Here is a 21,953-nt window from a genome sequence, read left to right as displayed (position 1 = left end):
TGGTTATGAGTGCTCTTCTATCCCTTTTAGAGTCTTGTTCAAAGCTCCCGCGTTACCGGCAACAAACGCGGTTGTTTTTTTACTGATAGCAAAACGGTGGTTATCGTCACGGAGTAGCGAGGTGATGAACAAAGAAAGCTGCTGGCTGTTCTCGATGAGCATGATTGCATCTTGGTGGCGCATTGCTCTCACGATTTCTGTGAAGTTATAGTAACTTGAACCGATAACAACAGGTATGCCTAAAGCGGCTGGCTCTAAAACGTTGTGCCCACCGACTTTATCTCCGATTAGACTGCCACCCATAAAGCAGATGTCTGCTGCACCAATCAATACGAGCATTTCACCCATTGTATCGCCTAAGTAAATCTGAGTTGTGTTTTCTGCAGGTTGATTTTCTGTGCGACGGACAGTTTCAAAGCCCTGTTTTTTACAAAGAGCGAAAACATCGTTAAATCGTTCCGGATGCCGAGGAACTAAAATGAGTAGAGCATTGGGATGAGATTCTAAAATCTGTTTATGTGCCTCTAATACCTGTTCATCCTCGCCTTTATGCGTACTCGCTGCAATCCATACTGGGCGGTCTTTTCCAAGTTGCGCTCGAAGTGCTTTGCCTTGTTGCTTCACGTGATCTGAAATTTGAATATCAAATTTAATCGAGCCCGTGACCGATAGCTTCTCTTTATTGACGCCTAAGCGTTCAAATCGCTCTGCATCAGAATCCGTTTGACAAAGTACTTGCGTCAAGCATGGATGAAGTTGGTTAAAAAGCCATTGGACTTTTGCGTAATTTTGACAGGATTTTTCTGATAGCCTAGCGTTAACTACGGTGATCGGAATATTGGCTTGTTTGACGACGTTGAGCGTATTTGGCCACAGTTCTGTCTCTATAATCAGCATTTTCTTTGGCTGTATTGCCTTTAGGAAGCTTTTTACAGCAAAGCCAAAGTCTATTGGCATATAGCGGTGCTCAACTAAATCACCCAACTTGGCTATTTGTTCCGCACCAGTGCTCGTGGTTGTTGTGACAACGATAGGTTGCTCTGGATATTGCTGTTTGAGTTCCTTGATTAGAGGTGTTGCCGCGATGCTTTCGCCTACAGAAACAGCATGAATCCAAATTGGACGCTGATGCGTTTTTAACTGTGGGGTAATTCCAAAGTGTTCTTTCCAGCGCCCACCAAATTTGGGTTTATTGGGCTTGCTTTTATATAAGCCCAATAAAAGAAATGGTGAGGCAAGCGCTAACAGTGCCGTATAAATAATTCGAATTAACATGAACTAGTCGCAATGGCTTCGAGCTTCTGGATGCTATCTAGGACTTGTTTTGGCGATAGCTCAGTCAAGCATTTCAAATGTTGGTATTGGCACTCACGCTTGAAACATGGTCGGCAGTCGATATCGGTATGAACCATTTCAACTTTTTCAGCCAGTGGTGGTGTGTACTTTGGTGATGTTGAGCCATAAACAGCAACGACATTACAACCTACAGCGGCTGCTACATGCATTAAGCCTGAGTCATTTGCGACCACCGTTTTACATGCAGCAAGAAGATCGACCGCTTCAATTAAACTGGTTTGCCCTGCTAGAACATGAATGTGTTCATGGAACTGTGTTGGAACAAGTGCACGGATATTGTGACAAGTCTCTAGGTCTTTTTGAGAGCCAAACAGCCATACTTGATGGCCGGCTTTGCACATCTGTGTAGCAACTTCGGCATAGTGTGTTTCCGGCCACTTTTTCGCTGGGCCAAATTCTGCACCAGGACATAGACCAACAGCTGGTCGTTTTTGATCTAAATTGAATTTATTGATGGTTGTTTGCTGTTCTTCTTTATTGATCGACAGGCTAGGGCGAGGCAGCGTATCCAATCCTCCAAGAGAAGATGAATCAACCATTTCTGATTTAGAGTAAGCGAGAGCCACATAACGCTCAACCATGTATTGGAAGGATTTCATATTTGGACGCAGGTCATTGAGAAGACCGTAGCGCATCTCTCCTTTCCATCCTGTACGCAGAGGTATATTCGCAAACCAAGGAATCAGCGCTGATTTCGCTGATTTTGGCAGAATATAAGCGTGGTCGTATTGCTTTTCACGTAATGATTTACCAATCTCTCTGCGGCCTAATAAATTAAACTCACCATGGCCTATCGGCATCTCGATTGCTTGGTGAATTTCTGGCATACGCTCAAGAATAGGCTTACACCAGCCGGGTGCAATAACATCAATTTGGCTTTCCGGGTGCAGTTGCTTTAGTGTGATGTAAAGAGATTGGGACATCACCATATCACCAACCCATGCTGGGCCAATAATTAGAATTTTTTTCATTTTTCAACTTGCCAGTCAGTGTTGTATCTCGGCTTAAAGAGATTGTAATAATTGTTGCCGTCTTCTTGTGAATGCAATAGCTGTAGCACCCACATATATTGTTCTGGTTTATCACCGACGAAGTATTCAATAGCTTCGTTACAGGTGCGGGCGTCTTGTTCTTCACCTTTGTCTAAATCAAATGCAGGCAAAATTTCGATATCGAATGTGCCATCTTCGGTGTTCATTGAAGCGAACAGAGGTAATACTTTGGAACGTGATAGTTTAGCAATTTTACCCAATCCAGGGAGCGTTGCTTTACGTGTGGCGAAAAAGTCGACAAATACGCTGTGTTCAGGGCCATGATCTTGATCGGGTAGGTAATACCCAATGTAGCCGTCTCGAATAGATTTTAGAAAAGGCTTAATTCCACCAGAGCGCTCGTAAACTCGGCCGCCATACTGAACTCTTTGCTTGTGCATTAACCAGTCAGCCACATCATTCTTTTGTTTTTTTGCCATCGCAGAGACAGGCATCCCCATTGAAGCCAGCAAAATAGCAGGAACATCGATAGCCCACGAGTGAGGCACCATCAAAATCACATTTTCATTGTTATCAATGTGCTGGCGTAGTACGTCCAATCCTCGAATTTGGCAGCGACTCTGAAGCCATTGAGGAGAACGCAAACTCAGCAACCCAAAACGAAAAAAGAACATGGCTGCTGTGTAGAGCGTTTTTTCAATTAAGGCTTCGCGTTCCTGAAACGTCTTTCCAGGGAAGCATAATTCAAAGTTGACTCGAGCCCTGTGAGCTGGCCCTTTATGAGATTTAGATAACTTTTTAGCTATTGTTTTGGCTAGCCACTTTTGGGCGCTAAGAGGCATTAAGGCTAGCGGCAAAAAGAGTATTACACCTAACCAAGTTCCCCAATACTTAGGCGACAAAAAATGACGCTCAAATTCAGGGTTATATGCTTTGGAGTCGTAGTCGTCACGTTTTGCTGTCATGGCGTGTCTAGTTACCTATCCGTCTTGATTTACTCGTATGAGAGCAAGGTGATAAAAATAAGATAGTAGAGATGATACAGGCTATTGGAATGGAGTAAAGGTGGCAACAAGTGATGCTACCACCTAAATGATGCTTAACTGTTTTGGATAGTTAAGTATTCGGCAACGCCTTCTGCAACCGTCTTGAACTCAACATCGCAACCGGCAGCGCGTAACTTGGTAAGGTCTGCTTGCGTGAACTCTTGATAGGCACCTTTTAGATGTTCTGGGAAAGGAATAGTTTCAATCTCGCCTTTTCCATGATGGGCAATGACCGCTTTTGCTACTTCTTCAAAAGATTCTGCACGACCAGTACCACAGTTGAAGATGCCAGAAACACCATTTTCAAGGAACCACAGGTTTACTTTACATACATCACCAACGTAAACGAAATCACGCTTAAAAGACTCGCTACCTGCAAACAGTTTTGGATTTTCACCTGCGTTTAGCTGGTTGTTCAGATGGAACGCAACAGATGCCATGCTGCCTTTGTGATCTTCACGTGGGCCATATACGTTGAAGTAACGGAAACCAGTGATTTGAGAAAGCTGTTCACCATGCTCTTGGGCATCTTGCCATAAGCGACGCACATAGTTATCAAATTGCTGTTTTGAGTAACCGTATACATTAAGTGCGCCTTCGTATTCACGTTCTTCAACAAACGTTTCTGTCTCGCCGTATGTTGCTGCTGATGACGCGTACAGGAATGGAATCTCACGATCTAGACAGTAATGAAGCAACTCTTTTGAGTACTCATAGTTGTTTAGCATCATGTATTTGCCGTCCCACTCGGTTGTTGCAGAACAAGCACCCTCATGGAAGATAGCTTCGATAGGGCCGAAGTCGTCACCTGCCATGATTTGAGTAAGGAAGTCATCACGATCCATGTAATCTGTGATATCAAGATCAACTAAGTTTTTAAACTTCTTGCCATTTTTTAGGTTGTCGACAACCAGAATATCGTTAATACCTGCTTCGTTCAGTGCTTTAACAATGTTGCTGCCGATCATGCCAGCACCACCAGTTACGATGATCATAAGACTTCCACCATAGATTAAAATTTTCTCAGGAATTCTAGCAAGAAACAGAAATTAGCGCTATTGGAAGGAAAAGAAAGGTATAGAGCGCTTGGGTATAAACAAAAGGGAGCCGAAGCTCCCTTAAATAGTGTTGTTATTCAGCGTTTGACGCGTTTGGTCTCTGGTACCAAGGGTTGCGCTCGTCTGTTAATTGAATAAGTTCGTATTTTCTATTTAGCTTCTGACCACCATCACGAGTGATTGGTTGCCAAGAGAAGTTTGCTCTATTGTTACTTGGTTTCACTGTCATGATATCGTATGGAATCGAAATGTAGAGACCTTTAGTAAAACTGCCTTCACCAAACTCTTCTGCAGTTAAATTCGTAAACGAAGCGTAAGCACCGGCGATTACGCCACTGTCAAACTGCTTAGCTATGTTTATTTGAGTACCGACGTCACCACCGAGGAACTGCCCCACATCTACTTGTACCATCAAATTGGATAGAAAATCCCATTGGGGGTAGTAATACGCAGAAACGAAACCTGTGAAGCCTTTATCAATAACTTGGAAAGGATCTCCGTATTCTGGAACATACTGCCACTTTTCATCGTACACACCGAAGTAACTTTGCGGGTCACGTTGAGAGATCAAGTTTACATCTGCACCGATCGCCCAGTTTGCGCCTTTCGGTCGATATAAGAATTCGGTACCCACACCCGCAAACATGCTCTCTAGATAACCGGCGTAGAACTGTTGGTCCATGGTATCTGAGTACTCTTTGAACCAAGTTAATTGAAGATTCTGCATAGTTACAGGATATTCATCTCTATAGGCCCTAAACATCGTGCGTACACGAGGTATCGTCGTGCCATCCGGCGGAGTGACGTAGTTAAACTTGTCGTAGTTGTTGTACCAATCCCAATAAAGAGCACCGCCTATTTCTAAGTCATCTGTCAGCCAATAAGAGGCTTCACCTTTAAGTCCCACACTAAAGAAGTAAAATGTTTCAGCAGCACCCAGTGTTTGAACCAGTTGCGGGGAAAAACCATAATCGAAACGCTCAAAACCGTCGTAGATAAGATTACCTTGTGGTTTTTCATTTCCTTTTGAAGTTGCGTCTTCAATGCTAGGAGCGAAGTAGTTTACTTCAGTGAAGTCTCGGAATTTCTCTTTCGAGATAGCCGTTTGATCACCGATTAATCCACCACTACGTTCATTAATAGTAAAGGTATCAATGTTGTTTGGCATTTCGTTGTAAAGGATTGCCGCCGCTTTTTCATGAGCTTCGTTGCGATCACGATACTTTTTCTGTTCGCCAACAATCGAGACGGTATTCTCATCAACGTAGAGTTGGGTATTTTGGTAGCCAGCAATCTTATCTAGCTCCTCAGTAACACGTTCCCAATCTACATCAGACAGTTGCTCTGGTTGTTTGTCTTCAATTTCTGGAGTTGGAGCATCACGCCAGAAAGACGGCATATCATTGAAGTTTGTGTAAAGGCTTACGCCTGCAACTAACGTATCACCGCGCTCGTAGCTCAAGCGCAAATCTGCCATATGTCCTAAACGATACAGAACACCAAAGTTCCAAGGTGTATGAGGTGTCATGTTTATACCACCGCGTACCACAGGGAAATCTTCGCTGTAATCATTACTGTCGTATTCAAGCTTAAAGCGTAGTGGTGCGTGCAAAGTTTGATACTCGACACCACCAAAGAGTGCAGCAGGGCCTTTGAACCAACGTTCAAAATCCACACTTCCGCCATTATTTTTGAAATCTGAAGGGCGCTCACAGAAACTATCGGACAGCTTACAAACTGGGTTGCTGATGTTGTCGCGCGTGCCTAAATAGCCCCAACCCATACCTAACGTAAAATCAAAGGTACCGAGGTTTGGGTTAGAGTAACGTTTTGTTGCAGCAACAAACTCACCATCAAAAAGACCGGTACCAGCAAAGTCGCGCACACCCACAGACAACTCTGGTAAGTACTCTGACTCTTGCATAAGTCGAACTTTAAAATCGATGCCTTTGTCAGTGTATTTGGTATCACCCGAGAAGCTTGGATCATCACTATAAAAGAGATCATTCACCATGGTGTAGCGAATGGTTGTCTCTAACCATGGCATCACTTGTAGTGTGACATTATAGAAAAGGTACTCATCGCTGCCAGTAACAGCAAAGTTAAACTCGCCTTCTGGTGCCATACGACCTGTAGGCATTTGCATTAAGCCGACACCACCAAAGTCCATTTGTGATGGCTGCAATGGTGGTACTTCGAAAGGCATGTCTTGAGCCCACACCAACGCTGGACCCATTAGAGAAAGGGATAAACTGGTTCTGATCAGATTCATGTTTAGTTCTTCGATGAGGTTGGTTTACGTTGGGCAAGCAGAGCGACAATGTCTTTATCCATTTGTGATTTTTCGAACTTATCAAATGGGATGTACACAATGGTAAGTGGTGGTAAGTAATATTGAGTTGTTAGCCAACTGCCATGGTGGGGATGAACGACCTTGCCATCTGGGTAAATTAGGATTGGCGGATAGGTGAGCTCACCAATGTCACTTGAACGTAGATTTTTGATCTGTTCATGCAGAGCGATACCCACTTGGTTTTCTACCGCGTAGACTTTTTCCAAGTTCCCCACATACAACACTTTCTCTTTACGTTTTGGTGCACTTAACGCAAGTTGACCTTGTAAAAGGGGGTTATCAAATTTATCCAGACGGATGCGATCAACATCAATGGCCGACAGCACGCGAGGTGCAAACTGGCTTTGTTGGATAAACTTGTAAAATGGGTGCGCAACTAAATTATGTTGAATCATTTGGTTCAACACCGAATTCTTTAAGGCAGTACTTTCTTGCACCGCTGTTTCGGAATTATCAAATAGAGTCACAGCTAAAGGGTATTGCAGGGTGACTTGTTGTTCTTGTGCATGCTTAAGTAGGCTCTCTAATCGTGCCGCTTGTTGGAACTGCAATGCTTTGCCCGTTCCGACAAGTTCAACATTAAGCGGTGAAGAGGGGGGATTTTGAGCTTGAACGGTAGTAGGTGTCGCCAGAATCGTTGCCGTTAAACTTAGGCTTAATAAAGATAGCAGTCGCTTATTCATGATTTGCTGTACCCTTTCAGAATCGTCAATTCAACAGGCACCATGTTTGGACCTAAGTGTTGACGTGTTTTCACTACTTCTCCTTTACCGTTTACCCAGTATTGGTTCTCTACACTTTTTTCTAAGCTGGTAAACGTTACAACCTCTGTATAAACATCAGTAGAGGTAGATGAAATAGGGGTGATGACGGTTTCTTTACCTTGACGAGAACGTTGGACTTTAGCCGGGAACCCATAACGGTATTTGTCAGCCCAATCGTAAGAAAGAGAATATTGTACAGAGGGTGCTGAGTAGGCAGGAACGTTGCCATAAATGCCTGCTAGATTGGTGGTTTGCAAACCAATAGTTTTAACAATATGACCGTTCTCTGTTACCACCATTGCCTTGTCCGCACTTACCCACTTTAATTGGGTATTGCCAGTTAATGGGTTTGGCTCAGCAAAGGCCAACACTACGAATACCTGTTTTTGGTCACCAATTTTTAAGTAAGCACTGGCATAAGGAACCGCTTCAACTTCTTCTGGCGTTAGCTCGACATCGATGTAGTTGCCATAAGCTTCTTGGACTGTCGCGGATACGTCATTAAATTTTTGTGTACAGCCAAAGATTGAGCTCAGTAAAGGTAGGGCAATAAGTAAGCGCATCCATTTTAGCGATAGAAAGGTGTTCATCATTCCCTCATTACAAATAAAATCGCCCTGAGAAATCAGGGCGATATATAAGTCAAGCTAGGCTTGCTTATTTTTTAACACTAGTAGTCGTAGTTGTAGTTGAGTCACTATCTGACGCTGCAACTGCTACTACAGTTACTGCTGCTGCTGCACCTACTGCTACTGCAGTTGTACCAGTTGCAGATGCTGCTGCTGTACCAGTAGTACCAGCTTCAGTCGCTGCAAATGCAGTTGATGCGCTTAGAGCCATAAGAATAGCTAGAGCTGTGTTCTTCATTATTAATCCTTGTATTTCAGATTTTAAAACATCGATGTTTGGTCTGTTTATCACACACCATTTCTCATTTTAGTTAAAAAACAATCAGCATGTAAATAGTTTCCTATGCGAATTTACCTAACGCTAAAGAAAGAACGTGGAAGAATTGAAGGTTGCTCAGTTGTGATTATCGTATTTAATAAAAATGCGTATCCTACTACTTGAGCTTAAGTTACCTCAGAGTTTGCGCAAACGTTCACGATTTTTATTCAACGCGACTCTTTGTATGTCTTGTTTTAAGTCGCTGACAGCCGATGAGTTTCTCATCTGTGAGAATTTGCTAACCATAAACAGAACTCTTCAAAGTCCCCCCCTCTTGCCGTTTTGCGCTAATCCATGCATAATTTGCCAGCTTTTGTGTAGCGTTTATCAAGACTGTTTTTTTGAACGACTAGTCGCAAAAGTGAGGCTTAAAAAGAATAGTTATATCAATAAACCGAATGAATCGGGAATCAGCGAACAGTGGCTAACGCGTAATGCCGCCGGGCGGTAGCGTGGAAACGCACAAACGAAATTGACAAAAGTTAACAGACATTCACTGCGCGCGTCATTCATAATGTGCAGCGGTCAGTCGACACCCAAGGAACACTTACGTGATTAATAAACGACCATGGCTAGGGGCGTTGAGTGCAATCAGCTTAGGCTTGTGCTCATTTTCTGCCTCAGCAGATTTTTATGCTGGTGCGTTAGTCAGTTACTCTAACGCCGAATTTCATCATTCCTCTTCTTCAGTAACCGAGGGAAACCCTTTCCTTCTTCAAGCGCAAGCTGGTTACTTTTTCAATGATTACCTCGCTTTTGAAGCGCGTTACGGAACCTCTGTACAACGAGACAGCGGACTGGCAGTAGACAGCCTCGCGAGTGGTTTTATCAAGTTGAATATGCCTGTCTCCGAACGTATCGCACTTTACGGACTTGCCGGTTATTCGAGTGTTCAGATCGACCAACAGAATGTAGGCTCAAATAAAGACCAAGGTTTTAGCTTTGGTTTAGGGATGCATTACGCTTTAGACAAGCAGAATGCGGTTGTCTTTGAGTTTGTTGACAGCACATCTGAAGATCAGGTTCGTTTGAACGCACTTACTCTTGGCTTTCAACACCGATTTTAATTAAAGACCTAGTGCCTAGTTTTGTGGCTAGGATTTTTAACTCCTGACTTTAAATAGCTAATTATCATGCTCAAAGGATATTTCTCGATAGGCGCTTGCATTCTGGCAAGCCTATTTGCGCCGCTTACTAATGCGCAGACTCCAACCCCAGAACAAATTCAGATGTTTCAGAACTTACCTGCTGACCAGCAACAAGCACTGGCGAGTAAGTATGGTATCTCTATTCCATCCGGCGCTTCGTCTCAGCCAAGTAGTTACCAAAATCCTCAAGTGGTTGAACAACGTCCGGTTACTAGTAGCGCGACTGAAGTAAAAGTAAATGACGCCGAAAAAGACGAGCAAGGTCTAAAGCGTTTTGGTTTAGATTTGTTTGCAGGTTCACCTACGACGTTTGCACCAATCAGTGATGTGCCTGTTCCGGCTGACTACACGGTAGGAGCTGGTGATGAAATCGTTATCCAACTGTTTGGTAAAGAGAACACGACGCATCGCCTTCGTGTTAATCGCGCTGGTATCATTAATTTCCCTTCTCTTGGTCCTGTTCAAGTGGCAGGCATGACATTCTCTGACGTGCGTGATTCTTTAAATCAGCGTGTAAAAGAGCAAATGATCGGGGTTCGCAGTGATATTTCGTTGGGCGAAATGCGCACCATGCAAGTGTTTGTGATGGGCGATGCGTACAAGCCTGGTGCTTACACGGTGAGCGCCCTAACCACGATCTCTCAAGCGATTTACTACAGTGGTGGTTTTAGTGAGAGTGGTGCCCTTCGTAACGTGCAACTTAAGCGCAATGGTCAGGTAATTCGTAAACTGGATATGTACGACCTGTTACTTAAAGGTGATGCGCGTAACGATATTCGCTTATTACCAGGAGACGTGGTCTTCATCGGTGCATTAGGTAACACGATTTCGATTGATGGTGAAGTAAATCGTCCTGCAATCTATGAAATCAAACCAGGTGAAACTTATAAGCAAGCCATTCAAATGGCTGGCGGTTTTACGGCTAACGCTTATAGCGATCAAATCGAAGTGAAGCGTTATGCAGCTAAAGGTGCTCGCGATGCATTAACACTGAACTTTAGCCAGTCACATGACCAACAAACTAAAGTCAAAGATGGTGATGCGGTTAATGTGCTTAAGAAAAATGAAGAGCTGACTCGCTACGTACAAATTGAAGGTGATGTTCGTCATCCGGGCTATATTGAATGGAAGAGCGGTCTACGTATTGCAGATTTATTCCAATCCGTTGATACCTCATTTAATTCTACTGCAGATGTAAGCTATGCCGTTGTTGTGCGTGAGATTAATCCTCAACGCGATATTGAGGTTTACCAAGTTAACCTTGCTAACGCGATTCTTTCTCCAACGAGTAAAGATAACTTGAAGCTGAATTCTCGCGATCGAGTCTTGGTGTTTAACCGCTTCAATAACGAAGATTTGGATACGTTAGCGGATCAAGAAACCGTTTCCAAAGCGAAAACCTTAGAGCAAGCTCAACTTCAAGCACAGCAAGAGCAATTGAAAGAGCAAGAAGTCATGAGCTCATCAGTGGCGGTGTCTTCTGCCACTCCAATAGAAAAAGATTCAAAGCAACCAAAGATCGTGTTCCGTGGCAAAGAAATCACTAAAGACGATTTTGAAGCATTAAAGCAAAATACGCGTCGCACGTTGCTTGCACCTGTGTTGCTACAACTTCAACAGCAGTCGCGTTTGGGTTTGGCTCCACAAATTGCCGAAGTCTTCGGTGAGGTAAAACACCCTGGGCGTTACCCAATTACTCCCCGTATGACGATTTCGACCTTAATAGGAGCAGCGGGTGGCTTAACTTATAACGCATTTACCATCAACGCCGAGTTAGCTCGTACGGTAATTAACAGTAAAGATGAGCGCGCTTCTATTAATGTTGAGCGTATTGATTTGCGCCAAGCTATTCAGGGTAGCACTGCTGACGATGCCATTATTGTTGGCAGAGACCGTTTGAATATTCTTGAGAAGCCAAACGTCAAGCTACAAAGTACAGTAACACTGCAAGGTGAAGTTCGTTTTCCTGGTACTTATACCGTTCGCCAAGGAGAAACCTTAGGCGAATTATTAGAGCGTGCTGGCGGTTTAACTGAATTTGCACACCCACAAGGGGCTATATTTACTCGTGAGGCTTTGCGCCTTCAAGAGCAAAAGCTATTAAACCAATATGCTGCAGATATGCGAGCAGAAACCGCCAAGAAAACCTTCCGTGCTGATAGTAATATGGGTTCGGTGATCTCTGACCCAGATAAAACCCTAAAGTTTGTTGAAGAAGCAAGTCGTAGCAAAGCTCTTGGTCGTATGGTCGTACAGCTTAATCGTATCCTTAAAGACGAGCGTTCTGCGGACTTTATGTTAGAAGACGGTGACTTCCTATTTGTACCGACCTTCCGCAACACGGTTTCGATCATGGGTGAAGTACAAGTTCCAATTACATATCTACTTGATAATAAGCTAGATGTGGATGATTACTTGAACAAAGCCGGTGGCGCGAAAAAACAAGCAGACGAAGACCGTATCTTCGTAGTACGTGCAGACGGCTCGGTTTACAAACCAAAATCAGGATATTGGTTCGGCAACAATCATGAAGAGCTAAAAGCGGGTGATACTATTGTTGTACCAATCGATACTGACTACCGCGATGCATTAAGTACTTGGACTGCTGCCACGCAGATCCTTTACCAAACAGGTGTAGCGATCAACGCGCTGAAGTAAGGTATTAAGAAGTAACTTTCAGCCATTAAACAAGGTTTAAAACTCATTAATAGTGAGAGCTTATGTGAATGTTTAAGTCGCCTAAGCTCCGCTAGTTAGTACGACTAATCTAATACAATGAATATTGCTGAAAGTACCTTAACGGTATTAATCACCTTAACAACCTGTCATTTCAGCGAGCCGAAGCGGGACTAGGAATCTAGTTGCTGCATGGCTGAATGTTGAAAGTGAAATTAATCTATCAAATTTCACCAACCTCTGAATCGAATAGAACGAAATTCAGAGATTAGGATTAGAGACCAATGGAACCACAAAAAGAATCCAACCCAAATTACCTACCATATCCAACCAACCCACAGCATGGTGATGATGAAGTAGATCTGCGTGAACTTTTCAAAACATTGTGGAAAGGAAAGTGGATCATCATCGTAACAACATTTGCTTTTGCCATCGGCTCCGTTCTTTATGCTTTAAGCCTCCCAAATATCTATAAAGCTGACGCGCTTTTAGCTCCTGCTGAAAGCTCAAATGGCGGTGGCTTATCAAAAATGGCAGGTCAACTTGGTGGTTTAGCCGCACTCGCAGGTGTAAATTTTGGCGCAGGTGAATCTTCTCAAACAGATTTAGCCGTTCAGGTGATGAAGTCCCGTCAATTTGTTGAAGCATTCATCAACAAGCACGACTTACTTGTACCACTGATGGCGGCGAAAGATTGGGATTTAGCGAACAATAAACTTATTTTGGATGAAAAGCTCTATAACCCGAATACAGGTGAATGGCTGCGTGAATCCGTTGGCCTACGGGGCGCAACCCCAACTGCACAAGAAGCGTTTGAACTATTTAACAAAGAGGTATTAAGCGTTAGTCAGGATAAAGAGAGTGGCCTATACACTGTATCAGTAAAAAGCTACTCACCTTACATTGCTCAGCAATGGGTGAATTGGTTAATTGAAGACATCAACAACGTGATGCGTGAACGTACGATTGCCGAAACGTCGCAAAACCTTGCATACTTAAATAGACAGCTTAAAAAAACGGCCGTGGCTGACATGCAAAGTACTTTTTACAAATTGATCGAAGATCAAACTAAAAGCTTAATGCTTGCTGAAGTTCAAGAAGAATTTATTTTCAAAGTAATAGATCCAGCTGTGGTTCCTGAATTAAAAAATAGCCCCAAACGTGCTTTAATCTGTTTGATAGGAAGTCTTATCGGAGCAATTTTATCATCGGTGTTTATACTGCTTAGGTTTTCTATTAGGAGTACAAGATGAAGATGAATAAATATTAAAGTATTATTTACAACCACTTTTAATAAAATCATATAAATTTAAAAGAACATGAGCCTTAATAATATACTTTGTTAAGTGATAGTATCTAGAAATAAATAGAGTAATTAAAATGAAAAAGCTTATTGTCGACTTAGATGGAACGCTCACCAAAGCCAATACTAGCGATTACAGAAATGTACTTCCTCGACATGACGTTATAGAAAAATTAAAAAAATATAAAGATGAGGGCTTTGAAATTGTCATATGCACAGCAAGAAATATGCGTACATATGAAGGAAATGTTGGAAAGATAAATATACATACCCTACCTATAATTATAAGTTGGTTAGAAAAGCATGAAGTTCCTTATGATGAGATTATTGTTGGTAAGCCTTGGTGTGGAAAAGAGGGGTTTTACATTGATGATAGAGCAATTAGGCCATCAGAGTTTTCTGAATTAACTTTTGAGGAAATTACAAAACTCTTGGACGAGGAGGGCAAATGTTCTTAATTATGTCAGGAGCTTATGTTGCTCCCGAACTAGAGTCTGAATTTGGTAAAATTCCGCCAAGTTTCCTACCACTGGGTAATCGACGCCTACTTCAACACCAAATAAAGTTAGCACCCCAAAATACCCAAATCATATTATCTTTACCAGAGTCTTATCAATTACCTATGAGTGATGAGAAATGGCTATTAGAGAATGATATTGATATAGTACATATACCGGATGGATTAAGCCTAGGGGCTGCTATTGTAGCCGCTCTGAATATCTCTGGTTATTCTATCGACAAGCCGTTACATGTGCTCCTAGGGGATACACTTTATGAAGAACTACCCCAAGGAAAGGATGTTGTAAGTTACTCAACAACAGAAGACGGTTATAAATGGACAATAATGACCGAAGAAAATTTTAAATGGGTCGATTCAAATAATGGCGGTCTTGAAGGACAAAAAAGGCGCATAGTGGATGGCTACTTTAAATTTAATAAACCAAGAGTTTTGATAAAGCAGATCACCAAGTGCGAGTGGGATTTTATTCAAGGCTTAAACTTGTATCGAGAAGTTGTAGGACTAACACCAGTTAAATCTATCGGTTGGCTAGACTTTGGGCATGTAAATACTTACTATCGTTCAAAAGCAAAGTTTACTACACAAAGAGCATTTAACGAGTTAAAGATAACATCTTCTTGGATTGAAAAGTCTAGCTCAAACGCTGAAGCATACTGGTTTGAAAATTTACCATTTGAACTTCGAGGCAACATACCTCAGTTTTTGGGGAGTAGAGAAACTGATGGCAAGATCTCATATAAGCTTGAATACTTGCACTTGTCAGCCCTAAATGAACTTTATGTTTTTTCAGAGCTTCCTCTAGCCACATGGAAACATGTAATTAACAGTTGTCTGGATTTTGTATCAGACTGTAAAAAGGTAGATTCAAAATTACCATCAAAAGATTCTAATACATTAGAAAAATTATTTACCTTTAAGACAATAGATAGAGTTAATGATTATTGTGTTTCGAAAAACATAAAACTAAATGATTTATGGTCTTTAAACGGTGATGAACCAATATCAATAAGTCAGATTTTAGAATATAGTGAAAAATATTTGCCTAAAAATAGAGATGTATTGAATGTAATGCATGGCGATCTTTGTTTTAGCAATATTCTTTATGATTTTAGAGCTAAAAAAATAAAAGTCATAGATCCAAGGGGTATAACACCTGAAGGAGTGAAAACCATTTATGGTGACTTAAAGTATGATCTGGCAAAACTTAGTCACTCGATACTAGGGTTGTATGACTATATAATCGCAGGTTATTTCAGCGTAGATATAAAAGGAAGAGAAATTAAATTTGATATAATAAATCAAAATAGAAGTGATATACAGCAATATTTTATTGAACAGATAAAAATACGTTTTAATATATCAGCGTTACAACTCTATGCGATGCAAATTCAATTATTCTTATCGATGCTACCGTTACATTCTGATAACTCGGAAAGGCAAGATGCGCTTTTTGCAAATGCTTTTAGACTATACAGAACAATAAAGGACCTTGAAAAATGATCATAATACCAATGGCAGGCATGAGTTCCCGTTTTTTTAATGCGGGTTATGATAAGCCAAAATATATGCTTGAAGCTAGAGGTGTTACATTATTTGAACACTCAATTTTGAGCTTTAAAAAATATTTTAGTAGTGAAAGGTTCTTATTTATAGTAAAAGATATCGCTGGTACAAAAAAATTTGTAAATTCAAAGTGTATTGAACTTGGTATAAAAAAATACGATATTTGTGTCTTAGAAAAAAACACAAGGGGGCAAGCTGAAACTGTAGCTTTAGGCTTAGCCTATCTCCAGAAAATTTCGTCATTAAATGAAGAGTCCATAACGATATTTAATATAGATACGTTTCGGTGGGGGTTCTCCTATCCGCAACTATCAGCTAGTTGTGATGGATACTTAGAAGTATTCAAAGGGCAAGGGGACAACTGGTCGTTTGCTAAACCAGCATCAAGTTATACAACAGAGGTTATTGAAACTGCGGAGAAAAGACCGATCTCAAATTTATGTAGCACAGGATTGTATTTTTTTAAAACGGTCAAATTATATTTAGATGCCTATGAACATTATCAAAGCTTATCAAGCTGTAAATGGGATAAAGGGGAGATCTATGTAGCGCCATTGTACAATTACCTGATCAAAAATGGGTATAAAATTCATTACAATCTGATAGATAAAGACGCAGTTATATTTTGTGGAGTACCCGATGAATACATTGAGTTTAAGACGAATGTTTAAGCTATTTATTGGAAAACTTCTAGAACTATGCCCCAACATTAACAAAAGTTTAATAGAAAGATTTTTTTTTTACTACAACCAAAAATCACATCAAGCTAACGATTATGTCTCAGTTCATTTTAGACCAGTGAAGCATGAAAATATTTATTCTGGTTATAAAAATTGCTCCACAAAAAGTGCTATTCTTGTGCAAGGACCTGTTGATAATGTTGATTTTTTGTTAAATACCCTTGAGTTGTATAAAAAACAATTTAATTCGGCAAGAATCGTACTAAGTACATGGAGCGATACTGATAAAAAAATTATATCTAAGATAGAAGAAATTGGCATTGATGTTGTTTTGAGTGATAAGCCTGATAATCCAGGACTTCTCAATGTCAACTATCAATTGGTAAGCACTAAAGCTGGCTTACGCTTTATAAGTGATAGAGAAGTTGAATATACACTTAAGACCAGAACTGATTGTAGAATTCATAGTTCAATAACTCTAGATCTGTGTGAAGAGTTGCTTAGAATATATAAACCCGTTGATAAAAAGCAAACATCAAGAATAGTTTTGATAAACTTTAATACAACTAAATACAGACCATTTTCTTTCTCGGATATTTTTCAATATTCAAAAACATCCGAGTTAAACAAATATTGGTCATGCCCAGAAGATAATCGAAATAACGATCTGAATGAAATAAAGAAAAAAAATATTTATAACTTTAAGTTCGCTGCTGAAAATTATATTACGGAGTCCTATTTTGGCCGGTATTATATAAAAAACATAGGGGAAGATGACTCTGTTAGCTTGAGTGTTAGTCTTACACATATAAGAGACCGTTTTATTGTTATAGATAAGGAAATGATTGATCATTACTGGAATAAATATAATGCCTACGAGTATAATGTTTCAGAGAGCCCTATGTATAGTAAGGATAGGACTGTGGAAAAAATAAGCTTCTCTGAATGGCTTATAATGCAATCTAGAGCATTACCAAGGCTTGATAACCAATATCTGTATGTTGAGAGAAAATGAAGCATTATCTAAAAAGTGCGTGTTGGCTATTAGGTGAAAAGGGCGTTAGCTTTTTTTGCGTGCTGTTAGTTAACTTTCAAGTAGCGAAGTATCTTGGGCCTGATCTATTTGGGAGTTTTAGTTTTGCACAAGCGATCTCTTCTCTTCTGCTAATATTGTCTGGGCTAGGTATTCATAATATATTATTAAGAGATTTCTCTAACGTCAACTCAAGAAAAGATATCTTATATGCAGCTTCTTTATTACTAAGAGGTGGTTTTAGTATAATAATATTGCTCTTAGCTTTTATCTTATATCGAAAATCTATCCTAACAATAGAAGTTACGATATTTACGCTACTTTGTTTACCACAAACATTCTTCTACTATGAGAATATATTGCAATCAAAAGGCCAAGGTAAAACTATAGCTATCAGCAAGATTTCAGGATCTCTTACATCTGCGTTATTGAAACTTAGCATGATCTACTATAATTGTGGTATTATCTATATAATATTATGTTATGTTCTCGAAAGCGTAATTATCAGTGCGTTTTACGTTTTTCATGGTAGATATTTACTTAAGTCAGCAATCAAAAATATTGATTTTTCTCTTCTGAAATCAGATTGTATTTACTTGTTAAAAAAAGGCGCACCATTATTATTTAGTGGTATTATGGTAATTGCTTATACTAGAACAGATCAATTGATGATAAAAAGTATGTGGGGAGAAAGTGCGTTGGGCTTTTATAGCGCAGCTATAAGAGTTTCGGAAGCTCTTAATTTCCTTCCTTACTTAATATTCTCCGCTATATTTCCAATTTTTATTAAAAAAAAGAGAGAGTCGTTAAAATCTTATGAAACACTAGTTTCTCGGTCTTTTTCGATAGTTTTGGTTTTTTCATTTTTAATTTCTTGGGTTGTTTATACTTTCTCAGAAAAAATAATAACTTTGGCGTATGGAATAGACTATACCAGTTCGATACCAGTATTAGCGCTGAGCTGTTGGGGCTTTGTCTTTATATCTATTGGTGCTGTAAGTAGCAAGTGGCTTCTGGCAGAAGATCTACAGAAATATTCTCTTATGCATTCGATTATAGGTCTACTTATAAATGTATTGATGAATCTTGCTTTAATTCCTAAATTTGGAATTATAGGGGCATCGATATCGACTCTTATTAGTTTGTTTTTCTCATCGTTGTTATTATATTTAATGTCATCTAAAACAAGAAAATTAGTATTAATTTTTTTTAGGTCAGTGTTGTTATGGAAGTTTTAAAGAAGATATCGATAAAAAGGTTGTCATACGTAGTTAATTTCTCTCTGGCCTATTTATTTTACATTGTATCAAAGTGGCTAAAGCTTGACAATTCGATAAAAGGTGATTTATGGGTTTTCGGTAGTGGAAGTGGACTATTTGAAAATAATGTTGAAGTATTTTTGAATTTTGTTATTAAAAAAGAGTTGGAAAATAGTAATAATCGTTTTGTTTTTATCTCAAATAAGAAAGTTGATAACTTACCTAATAACGTTGTTAGATTAGATCGTGGCAGTATAAATGCATATTACATGTGTTTGAATGCTAAATATATAGTTCTCGATACTAATGACTCAGATGTATGCCCAGGATTTTTACAGAAATGTGGGGCCAAGAAAGTTAACGTTAACCATGGGCAAGAAGGATTAAAGAAACTACCTGCGGATTATTATGAAAAAATTAACGTTGATTATAATTGTGCTGTTTCTGAAATTGAAAAAGAGATAAAAATAACTGAGTGTGGTGCTAAACCAGATACTGTTATAGTTACTGGTTTGCCTAGGTATGATAAACTATTTGGTCAGTGCAAATTTAGTAATGATATTCTTTTTTTTCCAACTTGGAGACCTTGGTTCCAGACATCGCAACGTGAGAAAGACGAATTTGTAAAGCAAGTTGATTGTTTTTTATCAACCCCCGCTTTGCAACGCTATCTAAAGGAAAGTGATCGAGTTCTTTATTTTAAAGTTCATCACATGATGGATATTGAGCCCAGAACATCTTATGGAACGAATATAATCATTCTTCAACCTCATGAAAACCTGAGTAACATAATTAGAAAAACAAGTACTTTAATCACTGATTATTCTAGTGTTTGCTGGGATTATATATATACAAAGCGTGAGGTGTTATTTTTTCAACCAGATAAAGAAAAATATCTTGAGCAGGTCGGTTTGTATGACTTGAAGGGCAAAGCTCTAGGAGTCACGGCTTTTAGTGTTGAAAGTTTGGTTAATATACTGACGTCGGAACAAAAAAAGGTAAATTGTAATTCTGAACAGTTTTTCAAATACTTCGATAATAGTAATTGTGAACGAGTTTATAATTTAATGGTTAAAGGCTTGCTTTAATGGAATTCTATATATATATTATAATAATCCTTTGGCTAGTTTATTTGGGTGGAGTTGCAAGGAATTCAAGATCTATAATATTTGAATATTTTTCATTTCTAATTTTGTTCCTATTTTCAAGTAATTCCTACTTCAATGGGTGGGATGCCTATACGTATCTTCGATATTTTAATGTAATCGTCGATAAGGGTAATTATGAAGGATTTTCTGTCCTATATGCATCGGGGCTGGAAATTGGCTATATAGCCATTCTCTCATTCAGTGCGTTGATATCTGATAACTTTCAATTCTATATTTTGATTCAAAGTTTAATTGTGAATACCCTTCTCTGGTTTGGGGTTAGAAAACTAAACTTGAACTTTTCGCTTTTCGCACTTTTGTTTTTCTGTGCATCTTATACGCGATTAGAAATGAGTACTTTTCGACAAGGAATATCTTTCTCTCTCTTTGTGTTCTCTCTACCTTATCTTATTAATGGCAGTAGGAAGTATATTGTTACGATTTTATTTGCCACACTTTTTCACTTTTCTTCAGTTATTCTTTTAATACTATGGCTTGTTAAAAAATTAGAACTTAAAACACACGCGTTAATTGCATTCGCCGCCATACCAATGTGGTACGTGACGTTAGGGCTTTACAATTTATTCATTTCAAGTACATCAATTTTACCTGATAGCCTCTCTTTTATAGTCCTTCTGTTAGAGCACTACTCTCAATATCGACAAGCAGGCCTTTCAGTCCTAACGCTTGTAAATTTGGCTATATATTTATTTTTGATCTTTGTTTTTTATACTTATAAAATCGAAATTACGAAAAAACCATTATTAAATACAACGATGGTACTGTTTGGTTGTCTCATACTTTTGCAGTTTTACACAAAATTTATGCCTTCTCTCATTGTTTCTAGATTTGAATACTATTTTTCAGTTTCATTAATATTACTAATTCAGTTGATACCTTCATATGCTATGGGTTCTAGAAAGTACTCGCCATTCATAATGCTACCATTATCGCTTTTAATGTTCTTTATAACATTTAGATATCATTTAGATCGAGAAGTATATTTTCCATACACAGGTTATGTAGAATACCTGTTATTTGGAACCCCACCTAGGGCAGAAGAGTATATATATAGAATAGGTTTGGACTATTAAATGGTGAAAATTAGTTTTATTGTTCCTTGTTACAACGTTGCAAATTACATCGAGAATTCACTTTTAAGATGGGAACCGTTACTCTCCCAAAATGTTGAGTTTATATTTATAAACGATGGTTCCAGAGATGATACACTCATTACCCTAGAGAGGAGCTTAAAGGATACCAGCTTTAATAGTAAAATTATTACGGTGCCCAATCAGGGTGTATCCTCAGCTAGAAATCTTGGATTAAGCGAAGCTGTCGGCGATTATGTCGTTTTTCTGGATTCCGATGATTATTTTGAAAATGGTTATTTGAATTTTATTTATGACACTCTATCATCAAGCCAAGAGTTAGACTTGATAATAACCAATTTTGATATGGTTGATGACATTGGTAATCAAATTAGATCTTTTAAAAGCAGTATAACATCTATCTCAGAACCACTCATGCAGTACTTAAAAGGAGATATAACTTGCCATATTGGGAGTTTATGTATAAATCGTAATTTTTTAGTTGAACATGATATAAAGTTTCCGATAGGAGTTGCTGTTGGGGAGGATTTGATATTTACTGTCAAATTATTTGAGTGTGCCGTTCAAGATAGGATAAAGATATTCAATATAAGCTTCTTTCGATACGTCGTTAATAGTTCTTCTGTGATGAATTCAGAAATTTCAATGAAGCACTATGAAGGTATAGAAAAAATAAAGTCATTGATTAATTTACCTCAGGATTACGAGAGCGTTTTTTATCGATATGTTTGTTTAAAATTAGCTCATGTGGTTAAAAGAAGTATATTGCAAGGTGTTGATAACTCAATTTCAATTAACGGACTAACAACAATAATAAGTAAGATACTATTCAAGCAAGAGGCATGTAAACAATCGAGATTAAAACGGTTTTTATACCACGCTATTATGAATAAATTCTCTATTATATTTCTTTCTATCTTGATATTTTTGTCTTCAAAGCTTTCTTTTCGAATCAAACAGATTGTAAGTGGTGACAATTAAAATGTACAATATT

At 39.1% G+C, this 21,953-nt stretch carries 19 protein-coding genes; 11 read left to right on the top strand and 8 right to left on the bottom strand.

Annotation, left to right across the window (positions count from 1 at the left end; translation table 11 throughout):
- Positions 1 to 3: 3 nt before the first annotated feature.
- From waaA to OU793_RS03825, 8 genes are all read right to left on the bottom strand, one after another.
- Entirely contained in the window at positions 4 to 1,275 is a 1,272-nt protein-coding gene (waaA, locus tag OU793_RS03860) for a lipid IV(A) 3-deoxy-D-manno-octulosonic acid transferase (protein ID WP_020839974.1), read from the bottom strand.
- Entirely contained in the window at positions 1,269 to 2,327 is a 1,059-nt protein-coding gene (gene waaF, locus OU793_RS03855; protein ID WP_020839975.1) for a lipopolysaccharide heptosyltransferase II, read from the bottom strand. The genes waaA and waaF overlap by 7 nt, the downstream gene beginning before the upstream one ends.
- Positions 2,324 to 3,313: a lauroyl-Kdo(2)-lipid IV(A) myristoyltransferase gene (gene lpxM / locus OU793_RS03850; RefSeq protein WP_005466232.1), complete on the bottom strand. Its 990-nt coding sequence runs from the start codon at positions 3,311 to 3,313 to the stop codon at positions 2,324 to 2,326. The genes waaF and lpxM overlap by 4 nt, the downstream gene beginning before the upstream one ends.
- Before the next feature lie 134 nt (positions 3,314 to 3,447).
- Positions 3,448 to 4,389, bottom strand: coding sequence for an ADP-glyceromanno-heptose 6-epimerase (gene rfaD, locus OU793_RS03845; RefSeq protein WP_031501674.1), 942 nt, complete (start codon positions 4,387 to 4,389; stop codon positions 3,448 to 3,450).
- A 136-nt stretch (positions 4,390 to 4,525) separates the two neighbouring features.
- On the bottom strand, positions 4,526 to 6,724 hold the full coding sequence (locus tag OU793_RS03840; RefSeq protein WP_031501676.1) for a YjbH domain-containing protein: 2,199 nt from the start codon (positions 6,722 to 6,724) through the stop codon (positions 4,526 to 4,528).
- Positions 6,725 to 6,726: 2 nt separating this feature from the next.
- A complete protein-coding gene (locus OU793_RS03835) occupies positions 6,727 to 7,488 on the bottom strand; it encodes a capsule biosynthesis GfcC family protein (protein WP_025586910.1) in 762 nt (253 codons plus the stop codon).
- Positions 7,485 to 8,159: a YjbF family lipoprotein gene (locus OU793_RS03830; RefSeq protein WP_021450971.1), complete on the bottom strand. Its 675-nt coding sequence runs from the start codon at positions 8,157 to 8,159 to the stop codon at positions 7,485 to 7,487. The genes OU793_RS03835 and OU793_RS03830 overlap by 4 nt, the downstream gene beginning before the upstream one ends.
- Positions 8,160 to 8,226: 67 nt before the next feature.
- A complete protein-coding gene (locus OU793_RS03825; protein ID WP_005489730.1) occupies positions 8,227 to 8,436 on the bottom strand; it encodes a hypothetical protein in 210 nt (69 codons plus the stop codon).
- A 632-nt stretch (positions 8,437 to 9,068) separates the two neighbouring features.
- On the opposite strand from OU793_RS03825, the gene OU793_RS03820 reads away from it, so the two are divergent.
- The 11 genes from OU793_RS03820 (at position 9,069) to OU793_RS03775 (ending at position 21,940) form a co-directional block, all read left to right on the top strand.
- The gene (locus tag OU793_RS03820; RefSeq protein ID WP_005489430.1) at positions 9,069 to 9,584 is read left to right on the top strand and encodes a porin family protein; all 516 of its coding nucleotides are present in this window, start codon (positions 9,069 to 9,071) and stop codon (positions 9,582 to 9,584) included.
- 66 nt (positions 9,585 to 9,650) lie between these two features.
- Entirely contained in the window at positions 9,651 to 12,323 is a 2,673-nt protein-coding gene (locus tag OU793_RS03815; RefSeq protein ID WP_005489498.1) for an SLBB domain-containing protein, read from the top strand.
- A 302-nt stretch (positions 12,324 to 12,625) separates the two neighbouring features.
- A complete protein-coding gene (locus tag OU793_RS03810; RefSeq protein ID WP_005489707.1) occupies positions 12,626 to 13,594 on the top strand; it encodes a Wzz/FepE/Etk N-terminal domain-containing protein in 969 nt (322 codons plus the stop codon).
- Between the two features lie 127 nt (positions 13,595 to 13,721).
- Positions 13,722 to 14,102, top strand: coding sequence for an HAD-IIIC family phosphatase (locus tag OU793_RS03805; RefSeq protein WP_025624456.1), 381 nt, complete (start codon positions 13,722 to 13,724; stop codon positions 14,100 to 14,102).
- On the top strand, positions 14,093 to 15,664 hold the full coding sequence (locus OU793_RS03800) for a capsular biosynthesis protein (protein ID WP_274647726.1): 1,572 nt from the start codon (positions 14,093 to 14,095) through the stop codon (positions 15,662 to 15,664). The genes OU793_RS03805 and OU793_RS03800 overlap by 10 nt, the downstream gene beginning before the upstream one ends.
- Entirely contained in the window at positions 15,661 to 16,398 is a 738-nt protein-coding gene (locus OU793_RS03795) for a glycosyltransferase family 2 protein (protein ID WP_005489534.1), read from the top strand. The genes OU793_RS03800 and OU793_RS03795 overlap by 4 nt, the downstream gene beginning before the upstream one ends.
- Positions 16,367 to 17,422: a WavE lipopolysaccharide synthesis family protein gene (locus tag OU793_RS03790; RefSeq protein WP_005489597.1), complete on the top strand. Its 1,056-nt coding sequence runs from the start codon at positions 16,367 to 16,369 to the stop codon at positions 17,420 to 17,422. The genes OU793_RS03795 and OU793_RS03790 overlap by 32 nt, the downstream gene beginning before the upstream one ends.
- A complete protein-coding gene (locus OU793_RS03785) occupies positions 17,419 to 18,678 on the top strand; it encodes a flippase (protein WP_274647725.1) in 1,260 nt (419 codons plus the stop codon). Before OU793_RS03790 ends, OU793_RS03785 begins: the two co-directional genes overlap by 4 nt.
- Complete coding sequence (locus OU793_RS03780) at positions 18,666 to 19,787, top strand: CDP-glycerol glycerophosphotransferase family protein (RefSeq protein WP_005489718.1); 1,122 nt, start codon at positions 18,666 to 18,668, stop codon at positions 19,785 to 19,787. The genes OU793_RS03785 and OU793_RS03780 overlap by 13 nt, the downstream gene beginning before the upstream one ends.
- The gene (locus OU793_RS24965; RefSeq protein ID WP_005489668.1) at positions 19,787 to 20,941 is read left to right on the top strand and encodes an EpsG family protein; all 1,155 of its coding nucleotides are present in this window, start codon (positions 19,787 to 19,789) and stop codon (positions 20,939 to 20,941) included. Before OU793_RS03780 ends, OU793_RS24965 begins: the two co-directional genes overlap by 1 nt.
- Positions 20,942 to 21,940: a glycosyltransferase family 2 protein gene (locus tag OU793_RS03775; protein WP_005489608.1), complete on the top strand. Its 999-nt coding sequence runs from the start codon at positions 20,942 to 20,944 to the stop codon at positions 21,938 to 21,940.
- Positions 21,941 to 21,953: the final 13 nt, after the last annotated feature.

The sequence above is a fragment of the Vibrio sp. VP6 genome (genome assembly GCF_028823755.1).
GTDB classification, from domain to species: Bacteria; Pseudomonadota; Gammaproteobacteria; order Enterobacterales; family Vibrionaceae; genus Vibrio; species Vibrio parahaemolyticus.
The sequence above is the reverse complement of the archived record's forward strand: the minus strand, read 5'-3'. Positions and strand labels throughout refer to the sequence as shown.